The following is a 12,820-nucleotide window of genomic DNA, read 5'->3' as shown; positions in this document are numbered from 1 at the left end:
GTCATATTTATAGAGATACCATGTCTGTAATTCGTAGCTCAGTTTTTCAAATCATTTTTAAATCAATTTTTTTACTATTATTTAACTGTATCGGATTCTTTGCAATATATGCTGGCGCTCTTTTATTCCTTAGCGAGAGTAATACTTCGTTATCGCCAAATGAACAACTTTTGGCGTTAATTCTCGCTTTGGTTACAACATCTATTTTTGCTTGGTGGATGGTACTCAGCTTTCGGCAATACGAAATCAAAATAGACAGTGAAGTAATCCTACTTAAAGGATTATCTGGCTGGAAAAAAATTGACAAAACTTTTCCACTCTCCGATCTTGACGGTGCAGAATTAGGAACGGATTTAGCTCTATTTAAGGGGAAAAAATTGGTGGCGAAGCTTTCAATGGTTTCTATAGCATTTGACAATCATTCGCTAAATAAAAGTATTACAAAAACTTTACCCGCTCCTGAATTGGGTAAATAAATATAACAAGCCAATCCAGCAGCGGCTGATTGAGGCATTATACAACCGAGTGTTATGTACTTATGAAATTTTCATTAGTTGACGGATTTAAGCAAGCTCCTCTGCCCAAGATGAAAGGAGTTTGTATATATTGTGGTAGTCCAACCGTAGCAAAGTGTGGTTCAAAAATTAGATGGCATTGGGCGCACAAGGTAAAATGTAGTTGTGATCCTTGGTGGGATAATGAATCCCAATGGCATCGAGATTGGAAAAATCATTGGGAAGATCGTAATCAAGAAATAGTATACTTTGATAAAAGTGGTGAAAAGCATATTGCAGATGTTGTTAATGAGCAGAATATTGTAATTGAATTTCAAAACTCCCCAATGTCTGAAGCTGAGTTGAAATCAAGAGAGGATTTCTACGGGGATATGATTTGGGTAATTAATGGTCGTAATCTAGCGAAAAACATAAAATTACGTGCGATGCTTCCTGATCCTCTGCATGAATCAATGGAAGATATATCTATTCATTCAAGTAATCATAAAACTCATTTCGTTTATTCTTTTATTTCTGAGTATCGAGGTCCGAATGAGTTAGTAGAAATACATAGCTCAGATAAAATAGATGGAATAATTAAATCCACGCATGTAGGACACTTCCTCTTTGAGTGGAAAAGGCCTAGATATGTTTGGTTTAAAGCAACAAAACCAGTTTATTTGGACTTTGGACAAGGTGTCATCTGGCAATTAATGCGTTTTAACAATTATAGTAGTTTCTGTATTAAGGCATGTATTAAAAATGATTTCTTGGCAAAGTTTAAATGAGTTGCATAACAAGTGATCAATCTTATCAGTGCTAATTCATTACAGGCTATAAATAGAATTATTAGCACTATTTATAGTGCTAAATCTTCCCCAACCTCTGTCTTACACCTCAAAGTTATCAAAGTACTCTTTTTGTAATTCTATAGTGAGTGCTTTAGGGCGAATGCCTTGTACTAGGTTGTATACCTCTTCTTTTGTGTAACCTGTCGAATTTAAAATAAGTGCAGCTACCAACTCTGTGCGGCCAGCGCCGCCTTTGCAATGTATGGCAATGGTTTGTTTGTATTGTATGGCTTGTAATATGTCGCTTTTTACATTTAGTGCTTATCGACTCTACATTATTTATATATGGCAACTATAACCATTACTGATTACAAGTTTAAGATTGAATAATAAGCGCAAATACTAGATACTGTTTTTATATACAGTTATGGCGATATTATGAAAAAAGAATTACCAGCAAAATACTATTTAGCGCATTTTAGAGAGCTTATTGAGTTTGTAACAAGTAAATGTATGCATTTACTTGAGCCTAAACATAGTGAATTTATTAGTAAAATTAACAAGCTAGATGAGCAAAGCCAGTGCATGTTAGCGCGGGTATACTCGCGAAAGCCTTATTTGGTTCAGGCGCAATCGCTCAATTATGAAGAAATAACATCGCCGCATCAGGCTATTTATACGCTTAAAAAAGCCGATATTTTATTTGAGCCAAACGAGCAGCATTATTCGCAGCTTTTAGCGCACTTAACCAAACCTTCTTTGGTTGAGTTGCTAAGTAATTACAGTGAGCAAATAAGCTTTAAAAAGAGCGCAGCTAAAGGCGCGCTGGTGGATATTGCGCGGGAGTTTTTTAAAGACTGCCCACAAGAGCTTGCGCCACTTAATAGCCAGTATGTAATTAACAACCGCAGTGATTACTACGAGTATTTTGAGTTTTTATTTGCAGGTAAACTAAGCCGTGGTGATGTGAATCATCAAAACCGTTTTGTAATGCGAGACTTAGGCTTAACCGCTACGCGCGAAGGGCACAGTGAGAGCTTGTCACGCTTTGAAACACTAGACGAAGCGCAATCAAACTATTTATTAAACCGTTACCGGTTAGCATTTAAAAATATAACAGATGAGAGCGATTACGTTGCTTTAGCGTCGCAGGTTTTAGTGCAAGCTGCACATGGTGCAATAGCCGTTGCATTAAAAAATAAATTATTAGTTAGGCTTTATAGGCAGCTAAAAACAGTTGATAGCGAACTTGCTTTTAGCTTACTTGAAGGGTGCGTGGATGATAGTGAAGCACAAGAAATTCAAATAAGAGAGCAATATAGGCTTGGTAATAAAGAGTGGGTAAAAGCACGATTAGAAGCCATTATCGAAAACCCGCTCACTGATGATTTACTTTATTTTGCTGACGATTTTTTAATGCGTAAGTTTAATAAAAAAACACGTTCTCGTTTAAGTGCAATGCTTGCCGACACCCAATGCGTGCTGGAAATAGATGAACTGTACCGAGGTGAAGTAGAGCAGGGCGTAAACGATTATTATACTCGCCAAGGTATGGCTGTATTTAATACCGAAAACACGCTTTGGCAAAGTTTGTTTGGTTTAGTATTTTGGCATGAGCTATTTGTGGAGTCGCCTTATCCACCATGCAATGAGTTTGATATTTATCCGCAAGTATTAAGACTTGGTAATTTTTATGAAGCGCAGCAAACACAGATAAATGAGCGCTTAGCACAGTGCCAAACGTCGCAAGCATTACTTAATTTAGTATGCAAAAATGCAGCGCAATACTTTGATCAACCTAACGGCTTGTTTAGATGGCGCAGCAATTTATTAGAGCCGTTAGAAGCACTTATTTTAAACAGCCCACTTGAGGCATTAATTACTCATTTAACAGCCATGAGTAAACATTATTTACAGCTAAAAGACGGCTACCCCGACTTAATGGTTATCAATAATGGCCAAGTACATTTTGAAGAAGTAAAAGCACCGGGCGATAAGCTTAGGCGCAACCAATTAACCACTATTGATAACTTAAAAAACGTAGGCTTTGAGGTACACATTGCTGCGGTTAAATGGTTTGTAGATCCAAACCGTATTTACAGCGTAGTTGATATAGAAACCACAGGCGGCTTAAAAGGCGGTAACCGTATTACCGAAATAGGCCTTGTAAAAGTGCAGCACGGTAAAGTAATTGATACCTGGACGAGCTTAGTTAACCCCGAGCGCCATATACCTGGATTTATAACGTCACTAACTGGTATTAGCGACAGCATGGTTTATAACGCGCCCGTATTTGCAGAGGTTGTAAAGCCACTAATTGATAAACTAGCAGGCAGTATTTTTGTAGCCCATAACGTTAATTTTGACTACGGCTTTATTAAAAAAGAATGCGAGATGGCAGGGCACTTTTTTAAAATGCCAAAAATGTGCACCGTGGTTGAATCGCGCAAAGCGTTTAAAGGCTTAAAGTCGTATTCGCTTGGTAACCTTAGTACGCATTTTAATTTAAATTTAACCAGCCATCACCGCGCACTTGCTGATGCAACGGCTACTGCTGAGTTATTGTTACTTATTCAGCAATCCCAAATTAGTGAATAAGCAGTAAATCTTAACGCAAGGAGTAGTATGCAATTTAAAGCATTTAGCTTGTTTTAGCTAAGTGCTTTTTTTCGTGGTAAGAAACCAGTAACCAGCATAGTGCCTACAATTACAAATAGTGCGCCTAGTAATGTATTTGGCCCTATTTGCTCATCTAAAAATAAATGCCCCCAAAATATGCCAAATAATGGAATTAAAAAGGTGACAGTGAGTGCTGAAGTTGGGCCTATATCGTCAATAAGTTTAAAAAATAATATATACGCAAGCGCGGTACATACTACGCCCAGTACTAATACACCTAGCATAACGTTGGTGGTTGGAACTTCACGTATTGGCATAAATAAAATAAGTGGCAATACCATAAAACTCGACGCCCACATTGAGCCATGAGCGTTATTGAATGGAGCCAATTTGGGCGCATTTTTAGTGTAATGCGATGCAATGGCATAGCAAAGTGAAGCGCTTAATGCTGCTACTATGGCTATAATTGATTGGCTATTTAATACAAAGTGATTTTGCCCAACAAGTATTGCAACACCTATCAAGCCAAGCAATAAGCCAAGCACTATACTTTTGGTGGGCTTTGTTTTTGTCCATAAAATGCCAACTACTGCGCCCCAAATAGGGGTTGTTGAATTTAAAATTGATAAAGTAGAAGCGCTTATAGTTTGAGCTGCGTAAGCAAAAAATAAAAATGGTAGAGCAGAATTAAACGCGCCTATAATAAAAAAGTGTTTTTTGTGTTCAGTAAAGGCTAAGCGGCGTTTTAAATACAAAGCAACAATAAATAAAGTAACTGCAGCAAAGCCTACTCTAAGCTCAATTAATACCGCAGGCCCCAAGCTGTTAGCGGCCATTCGCATAAATAAAAAAGAAGCGCCCCAAATAGCGGCCAGAAAAAATAATCGCAGTAAGCTTGCTAAGGTCATGATAGTATTTTAATTATGCTGATTGGCTTTTAGAATAACAGGGTTTATAAAAAGTGTAAGCCATATTCGGAACTGGCATATAAAAATAATAAATTAAGGATAAGAATGAAAAAGTTCTCAGTAGCTTCTATGGTATTTATTACTTTGTTGGGGGGATGTAATTCAAGCCCAATCAACCTTTACAGTGATACCACCATGAAAAAGAATGAATACAATGGTATTAAAGCGTATCGAAAAGGACAGTTTGAGGCCGCTTTTAATTATTTAAAAGAGCCTGCTGGACTAGGCTATAAAAGTGCACAATACACGTTGGCGTTTATGTTTTTGAAAGGCCAATACTTGGAGCAATCTACTAAACTAGGGATGGGCTGGCTAGGCGTTGCAAAAGAAGCGGGGGTTGAAAATTGGACTGCGCAATACGATGCATTTTATAGTGCAGCGAGTACACAGCAAAAACAACTAATAGATGAAACAGTTGCGTTGTATATAACGCAATTTGGCGTTAAAGCACAAAATATGACCTGTCGTCGTTCAACTTCGCCTAGGCGCACATTTGGTGAAGTTAAAATTGATTGCACTAAGCACGAAGGTATCGTTACCGAGTACGACATACAAATAATAGAATAGAGTTATGGCTTTTCTAGCTTTTTTTCAAAGTCGCTTTTAACAATATCGAGTGCTTTTAAGACCTCTTCTGGAGCAACATCGTGTTGCTCTAGTATCATAATTAAATCTACTGCAAGTTTAATATGTGTAGGGGCTTGATCAAGTGGGCTTGTCATTTAACTCTTTCTTTTTTGATATTTGACTAATGGCGACATTTATTGCTGTTTGCACACGCTGTTCCATATGTATGCGTTCTGATTGCGGTAAATAAAACGCCATATCTACATCGTAGCGAATATATCGTGGCGGGAGCTGATTTAGTACCGTACAACAAAAGTCAGCCATTACATCTTCACCATATTTTTCATCAAGTTTAAGTTTGATGATTTCTTCAACTACAATCTTTTCGTAATAGTTGTGTATATCTTCGTGTAATCGCATATTCCCACCGCTTTAAAATAATCCGTTTAACTGAGTCTATACTAAGGCTTACTATAAATCGATAGCGGCTTTAAATAGTTGTTTATGAACATTAATTAGTGAACTCAAATTACGCTGATAACCGCCACCTAAAGCGCACATTAGTGGGATTTGATGTTGCTTACAGAAGTTGAGAACAAACAAGTCGCGCTCATATACGCCATTGAGCGATATATTAAACAAGCCTAACTCGTCTTTAGTGTAAATATCAGCGCCTGCATTATACAAAATAATATCAGGGTTATGTATGCGCACGCAAAAATCGAGTGCTTGCTTTAATGTAGCAAGGTACTCATCGTCGGCTGTTTTAGCGGGCAATGCAAAATCGTAAGTGGACTCTTGCTTATTACGAGGAAAATTTTGCTCACAATGAATTGAGCAGGTAATAATTTGGTTATGGTTTTGAGTGATTTGTGCTGTGCCATCGCCTTGGTGTACGTCGCAATCAAAAATTAAAACAGTGTCGGCTTGCTCTGTATTTATTAAATGTGCTGCTGCAATAGCTAAATCATTAAAAATACAAAAGCCACTGCCAAAATCACTATGAGAATGATGATAACCACCGCTTAAATTGAAGGTTAGATCGTGACTAAAAGCCGCTTCAGCAGCTTGAATACTCCCGCCAATTGATAAAAGAGTACGCTCTACAAGTTGTTGCGAATAGGGAAATCCTATCTTTTTAATTGCTTTATCACTTAGCGTTCCATTTAAAAAGTCATCTATATAACGTTGGCTATGACATAGCGCAAGTTGAGATACGGTTACTTTTTTAGGCTCTTGAAAGTGAATAGCCGAAACACCTAGATTTTCTATTTCGGTTGTAAGTAACTTATACTTTTGAATAGGGAATCGATGACGTTCTGCAAGGATAAGGTCTGAATACAATGGATGATAATAAAGCTGCATAGTAAAGTGCGGCTTAACGCAGCTGCTGTTTTTCTACTTGTTGTATTTTATCCTCAGTGGCAGAAATTGCTTTTCTGCAGCGGCCTAATCGAGCGTGTGTGCTTAATATTTCAAGGTTAAGCTTTTGTGCTTTAGCTGGCGAGGCTTTATCCATTTGCATTTTACGCTCTTCAATCATGAGCACTAAACGGCGTTCAAACTCATGGTTTTGTTTTAATTCGTCGTAAAGCTCGTGCGATGATTGCATTATTTTTTGTACCGCTTGCTTATAAACGGTTTGCTTAGGGCGTGGTTTATAATGGCTTTTGTTTTCTTTAACCCAAATAGGCGTTGATTTAATAACGTTGAATACAGCTTGTACCTGAGCTCCTATACGTTCAAGCGCGTAAGTATAAGCATGGCGATGCTCACTTGGCGGTAATCTTGACACTTCATCTTCTATTTCTATTACGTAATCGACGAGGTTCATGCTTTTTGTACTAAAAACTGCGCGGTCAAACAAGCTAGGTTGCGCTTGCATGTAACGATTTTTAGAAAAAAGTTTAGCTTTATCAAATTGCTCAGCTTGTTGTTTTAGCGTTGCAACTTGTTGACGTAGTTTATCTAAAGCCATTGAATGCATATTAAAAGTAAGCCTCGTAAATTAGTTTTAAAGCTAAAAGTATAACCATAGTATTAAATACTGGGCGAATAAATTTGCTACCAAAACGTATTGCCGAATGTGCTCCAAACCATGCGCCTAGCATAATAAAAAAGCCCATTGTTATGCCAAGTAAAAAGTTTACATGGCCGAGTGCTACAAAGGTGATGAGCGATATAAAATTAGAAACAAAGTTCATTGAACGCGCTAAACCACAATTGAGTAGCAAGTTCATTTTATAAAGCATGCCATTAGAAGCGGTCCAAAATGTCCCCGTACCTGGGCCTGCTAAACCATCAAAAAAGCCTAATGCTAAACCCTGTAGCCATTGTTTTATTTTCATCGCTTTGTTTAGTTTAGGGAGCTCATCGCCTTCTGTGGTACTTAAATTACCAAATAAGCTATAAGCGGCAACTAAAATAATAATAATGGGTAGTAGTTTGTTTAAAAAATCGATACTTAAATGATCAACAATAACAGTGCCTATCAATGCACCTATTGCGGTAGCAATAATAGAGGCAGCCCAAAACTTTGGACTAAATAAGTTCTTTTTATAATAAGTATAGCTTGCTGTTAAGGAGCCAAAACTTGCTGCTAGTTTATTGGTGCCTAATGTTAAATGTGGAGGTAAGCCTGCAGTTAATAAAGCGGGCACAGTTAACATACCACCGCCACCGGCGATAGCGTCTATAAAACCTGCGGCAAGTGCAACAGCACATAAAACAGCCCAAGTTGTTGGATCGAGTGCGAGTTCAAACATTAATAATCTATTTGTCTTTTAAAAGGTGGTAGGGTGTCGAGCATGGCTTTACCGTATCGCTTAGTAACTAAGCGCCTATCGAGAATAGTAATACAGCCTTCATCACTCTCTTTTCGCAGCAGTCTACCACAGCTTTGTACCAATTTCTTTGCGGCGTCTGGCACGGTAATCGTTAAAAACGGGTTACCACCTTTGCTTTGTACAAATTCTGCTTGCGCTTCTTCTATCGGCGAAGTAGGTACAGCAAACGGAATTTTAGTGATTATTAAGTTCTCTAAATATTTTCCAGGTAAATCAAGGCCTTCTGAAAGACTTTGTGTTCCAAATAAAATACTGCCTTTGCCTTCATCTACATTTTTGGTGTGTAATTTAAGCAACGCTTCTCGCGACATCTCACCTTGTACTAATAAGTTAAAACCTTTTGTTCTAAGAAACTTTGTTACGTGGTCCATTTGCCAGTAAGAAGCGAATAGTACAAGGTTCGCTTTTTTATCATTTAGGTACTCTGGTAAAGTTTTAGCTAGGTGATCACTAAAGTCTTTATCGGTAGGTTCTACTTTAGATACCGGAATACGTAAAGTGGCTTGTTTTGGGTAGTCAAAAGGAGAAGGTACTTTAATAAATTTAACGCCTTCTTCTTTGGCAAGCCCTGTTTCGTAAGCAAAGTGATCAAATGAGCCGAGTGCACTTAATGTAGCAGAACACAAAACAGCACCTGCGCATTCGCGCCATAATTTATCTTTTAGGTAGTAACCGACCTCAATAGGGCAGTCGCTTAATAAGTGATCGTGATGGCTTTTGTATTCAAGGCGTTTTATCCACCGTGCATGCGGAGCACCTTCACCTTTTTTAGCGTAACTAAACCAAAGTTTGTTTAGCTGCTCTAATCGGTTTATGTATTGCCCGCTTTCGCCTAGTATTGGGTCGGCAACGTAAGGTTTTATGTCGCCGTCACTTACATCTTGGGTGAGTGTGTCGTGCATTTTGTTTAAGCAGCGCAGCGCATCTTGCGTGGCTTCGCTTATGTCTTTTGCTTTACTGTGCAGCGATTGTGGAATTTCACCGTGTTCAAAGCGGTAAGTATCGTCTTTTGAGTATTCAAAGTCAGCATTATCAAGAATGTCGCGCACTACTTTTAAATCTTTATTCGCGTCATTAATGCTGTCGCAAAGTTTAAAGTTTTGCCCAATAGCTCTTTGCCCCACTAAAACCTTCGCCATTTTCCCGCTAAACTTGGTGAGCTTATCAAGCCATTCTATCGTGCCTTTAATTGTGGCAGCAGCTGATGAAAAATCGCGTGTTATATGTGCTAAATGGTGCGCTTCATCAATTACATAAATGGTGTTGTCGGGCTCTGGTAAAATTTTACCACCGCCTAGGTCTAAATCGGCAAGTAATAAAGAGTGGTTAATTACCAGCACATCCATTTGCATTAATTGATTACGAGCAAGCTGAAACGGACACGTTTGATGGGCCTTCATTTGGCGTTGGCATGAATGTTTATCGCAGGCTATTAAGTTCCACACTCTATCGGGTACAGTATCGGCCCAGCTGTCTCTATCGCCTTGCCATTTTTTATTTACATAGGCGTTATATAGCTCATTCAAACACTTGGTTTCCATTGTGCTCAGTGGTGAAGTAAGCGTTGGCATAAAGTCCATTTGTGTTTGGCTATCGCCGTTTACAGCATTATGTAGTTTGTGGGCACAAATATAACGATGGCGACCTTTTACCAAATCAAATTTAAAGTCGAGACCTGAATGCTTTTTAAAAAATGGCAGTTCTTTTGCTATTAATTGTTCTTGCAATGCAACGGTTGCGGTAGAAATAACGAGCTTCTTTTTTTGTGCTAAGGCAAGAGGCAACGCGCCTAAACAATAGGCAAGAGACTTACCGGTACCGGTGCCTGCTTCAATTACGCAAATGCGCTGCTTTTTATGGTATTCGCCAGCAAGCGTTTTTGCTATTTCGGCTACAAGGTAGTTTTGACTGCTACGAGGGCGATAATCGTTTAGGTTGCTAGCCACATGCTGGTGTACTTGCCTAATTGTTTTTTTTAGTGAGTCAGAAAGCATGGGATGATTTACCTAAAGTATGTATATAATTACAGTGCTATGGATTTTAGAGTTATAAGAGTGTAACTACAAGAAGTGATGAGATTAATTTAGCAAATAAAGTATCTGAGTGTTTATTTAGGTTGAATGTATGGCTTTAAAGCATTTTGAATTAAGTAACAACTTACATATATATGAATAAGGTTTAGTAATAATGTACTTAACAGCCGGTTTTATTGTTTCTTCTCATGCTTATGATACTGCTAACGGCATCTGCTACGAAGCGTGGTTTTGTAGTGATAAAGGGCCTATAAAAACAATATCAGTTAACGAAAATGCGCTGTTTTTTATCAAAAGTAAAGATGCTGAAATAGCGCATGAAATATTAGCAGCTGAGTCACTTATCTTTAATATTAAAAGTCTTGGGTTAAAAAACTTTCAGCAAGAAGATATGTCGGCCTGTTACTTCAAATCACTAAAGCATTTTTATTCTGCTGCTAAAGCTTTAAAGCAACGTGGAGTTGTATTATTTGAAGAAGATATTCGACCAATAGAGCGCTATTTAATGGAGCGCTTTATAAAAGGAGGTGCTTGGGTAACGGGTAATGTTTTTTATCAAAATGGTTATACATTAGTAACAGAGGCAAAATTAAAAGCAAATGATGAGTACTCCCCAACTCTTAATAAGCTGTCGTTAGACATTGAATGTAACGAAAGTGGTGTTTTGTTTTCTGTTGGACTTGTGGGCTGCAATTTAGACTGTGTTTTAATGATTGGCGAGCCAGATAGAGAAGCTGAAAACCTAGAGTTTGATATTATTTGGTGTGTAGATGAGGCTGAGCTCTTAAAGGGATTGGAGCATTTTATTAAGCTTAGCGATCCTGATGTCATAATTGGCTGGAATGTAATTGAGTTCGATTTTTCGGTTATTCATGAAAGAGCTGAAGCACTAGGAATTAAGTTATTACTGGGTAGGGGAGATCAACCTTTATATGTTCGCAAAGGACACTTTACTCGAGTATCGATCCCTGGGCGATGTGTGGTTGATGGAATAGACACTTTAAAAAATGGTACATATAGCTTTGAGAGTTTTTCTTTAGCTAATGTTTCAAATCAAGTGTTGGGTGAGTCCAAATTAATCGACACGGCTAATAGTCTGCAGGAAATTATTAGGCAATTTAATGAAGATAAGCTTTCTTTAGCAAAATATAATCGACAAGATTGTATTTTGGTAAATAAAATTTTTGATAAATTAAAGCTACTCGATTTTTCTATTATAAGAACAAAGCTCACAGGATTAGAGCTTGAAAAAAAGGGCGGCTCTGTCGCTGCTTTTATTAATATGTATTTACCACTACTGCATCGCAGCGGTTATGTTGCCCCTAATATGGGCGATCATGGACTTACATTTGAAAGCCCAGGCGGTTATGTAATGGAGTCTATTCCTGGGCTTTATAAAAATGTCATTGTTTTAGATTTTAAAAGCTTGTACCCCAGTATTATGCAAACTTTCTACATTGATCCACTCGGACTGATAGAAGGTTTAAAAAATCCAAACCAAAGTGTGCAGGGTTTTAATAAAGCCCTATTCTCGCGAGACAAGCATCACTTACCTTTACTTGTTAAAAGCTTAGCGTCCCAAAGGCAGCTCGCCAAAGACAATCAAGATCAAATGCTTTCTCAAGCAATAAAAATAATAATGAATAGCTTATATGGTGTTTTAGGCTCAAAAGGGTGCAGGTTTTACGATCCCAGGTTATCTAGCTCTATTACATTAAGAGGGCACGAAATAATGCTACAAACTAAAAAATGGATAGAAGAGCTTGGTTATAGCGTTATTTATGGTGATACCGATTCTACATTTATTAAGTTGGATGATGATTTAACCCACGACGAGTGTAATGAAATTGGCGTGTTTTTAGCTAAAAAGATAACTACAGATTGGATTAACGAGATTAAACAAACGCACAACTTAACAAGTCATTTAGAAATAGAATTTGAATCTCTTTATAGCCCTTTCTTTTTGCCAACCATAAGGGGAAAGCTAGTTGGCTCTAAAAAGCGCTATGTCGGTAAATTAATTAAACCAAACGAATCAAAACTAGTATTTAAAGGATTAGAAACAGTAAGAAGTGATTGGACTAAACTTGCTCAACAATTCCAGTTCGACCTATTTACTAGTCTTTTTGATGGAAATTTAAATATAAATGACCTTGTTAAAGACTATACAACAAAGTTATACCAAGGTGATTTTGATCATTTACTCATTTTCAAAAAGAGATTAGGTCAAAACTTAATCGATTATAAGAAAAATATCCCCCCTCATATTCAAGCAGTTAAAAAACACCAGAAAAAAAATAGCGAATTTACGGTCAATAGGGGTGAATTTGTTACATTTGTTTACACAACCGCTGGAGTTGAGCTGTATCAAGGCTTTCATAGCTATGACTATGCAATTTATGTAGAAAAACAGATTGTACCGTTAATTGAAATGGTTGATCTTGTTTCGCACTCAAGTGTTTCTTTTGGGTTAAATTTACAAGAGGAACTTTTTTAATAACA

Annotated in this window: 12 protein-coding genes and 1 pseudogene; 5 read left to right on the top strand and 8 right to left on the bottom strand. The window is 37.6% G+C overall.

The window, feature by feature from the left end:
- Window positions 1-20 precede the first annotated feature (20 nt).
- On the top strand, window positions 21-476 hold the full coding sequence (locus tag QL995_RS14605) for a hypothetical protein (protein WP_096793441.1): 456 nt from the start codon (window positions 21-23) through the stop codon (window positions 474-476).
- A gap of 62 nt (window positions 477-538) precedes the next feature.
- Complete coding sequence (locus tag QL995_RS14600; protein WP_165721627.1) at window positions 539-1,282, top strand: competence protein CoiA family protein; 744 nt, start codon at window positions 539-541, stop codon at window positions 1,280-1,282.
- A 102-nt stretch (window positions 1,283-1,384) separates the two neighbouring features.
- Here QL995_RS14600 and QL995_RS14595 read toward each other — a convergent pair.
- Window positions 1,385-1,594: pseudogene (locus tag QL995_RS14595) on the bottom strand (protein phosphatase); the annotation flags it as partial.
- A 129-nt stretch (window positions 1,595-1,723) separates the two neighbouring features.
- Here QL995_RS14595 and QL995_RS14590 point away from each other — a divergent pair.
- Window positions 1,724-3,883: an exonuclease domain-containing protein gene (locus QL995_RS14590; protein WP_290294468.1), complete on the top strand. Its 2,160-nt coding sequence runs from the start codon at window positions 1,724-1,726 to the stop codon at window positions 3,881-3,883.
- A gap of 53 nt (window positions 3,884-3,936) precedes the next feature.
- Here QL995_RS14590 and QL995_RS14585 read toward each other — a convergent pair whose 3' ends face one another.
- Window positions 3,937-4,812: a DMT family transporter gene (locus QL995_RS14585; protein ID WP_290294467.1), complete on the bottom strand. Its 876-nt coding sequence runs from the start codon at window positions 4,810-4,812 to the stop codon at window positions 3,937-3,939.
- Window positions 4,813-4,917: 105 nt separating this feature from the next.
- Here QL995_RS14585 and QL995_RS14580 point away from each other — a divergent pair, with 105 nt between their 5' ends.
- Entirely contained in the window at window positions 4,918-5,439 is a 522-nt protein-coding gene (locus QL995_RS14580; protein ID WP_290294466.1) for a sel1 repeat family protein, read from the top strand.
- Window positions 5,440-5,441: 2 nt separating this feature from the next.
- Here the strand turns inward: QL995_RS14580 and QL995_RS14575 are convergent, their stop codons facing one another.
- The 6 genes from QL995_RS14575 to dinG are packed head-to-tail and all read right to left on the bottom strand — an operon-like array spanning window position 5,442 to window position 10,279.
- A complete protein-coding gene (locus tag QL995_RS14575; protein WP_007584045.1) occupies window positions 5,442-5,594 on the bottom strand; it encodes a DUF2496 domain-containing protein in 153 nt (50 codons plus the stop codon).
- A complete protein-coding gene (locus QL995_RS14570; RefSeq protein ID WP_165725429.1) occupies window positions 5,578-5,859 on the bottom strand; it encodes a late competence development ComFB family protein in 282 nt (93 codons plus the stop codon). Before QL995_RS14570 ends, QL995_RS14575 begins: the two co-directional genes overlap by 17 nt.
- 51 nt (window positions 5,860-5,910) lie before the next feature.
- A complete protein-coding gene (locus QL995_RS14565) occupies window positions 5,911-6,804 on the bottom strand; it encodes a histone deacetylase (RefSeq protein WP_121954053.1) in 894 nt (297 codons plus the stop codon).
- A gap of 13 nt (window positions 6,805-6,817) precedes the next feature.
- Window positions 6,818-7,426, bottom strand: coding sequence for a primosomal replication protein (locus QL995_RS14560; protein ID WP_007584039.1), 609 nt, complete (start codon window positions 7,424-7,426; stop codon window positions 6,818-6,820).
- A 1-nt stretch (window position 7,427) separates the two neighbouring features.
- Complete coding sequence (locus QL995_RS14555; RefSeq protein WP_024593658.1) at window positions 7,428-8,204, bottom strand: TSUP family transporter; 777 nt, start codon at window positions 8,202-8,204, stop codon at window positions 7,428-7,430.
- Complete coding sequence (gene dinG, locus QL995_RS14550; RefSeq protein ID WP_290294465.1) at window positions 8,204-10,279, bottom strand: ATP-dependent DNA helicase DinG; 2,076 nt, start codon at window positions 10,277-10,279, stop codon at window positions 8,204-8,206. The genes QL995_RS14555 and dinG overlap by 1 nt, the downstream gene beginning before the upstream one ends.
- 193 nt (window positions 10,280-10,472) lie before the next feature.
- Here dinG and QL995_RS14545 point away from each other — a divergent pair, with 193 nt between their 5' ends.
- A complete protein-coding gene (locus tag QL995_RS14545; protein WP_290294464.1) occupies window positions 10,473-12,815 on the top strand; it encodes a DNA polymerase II in 2,343 nt (780 codons plus the stop codon).
- Window positions 12,816-12,820 lie beyond the last annotated feature (5 nt).

The organism is Pseudoalteromonas sp. APC 3358 (assembly GCF_030408075.1).
GTDB lineage: Bacteria > Pseudomonadota > Gammaproteobacteria > Enterobacterales > Alteromonadaceae > Pseudoalteromonas > Pseudoalteromonas arctica.
This window is presented reverse-complemented; position numbering and strand designations above follow the sequence as displayed.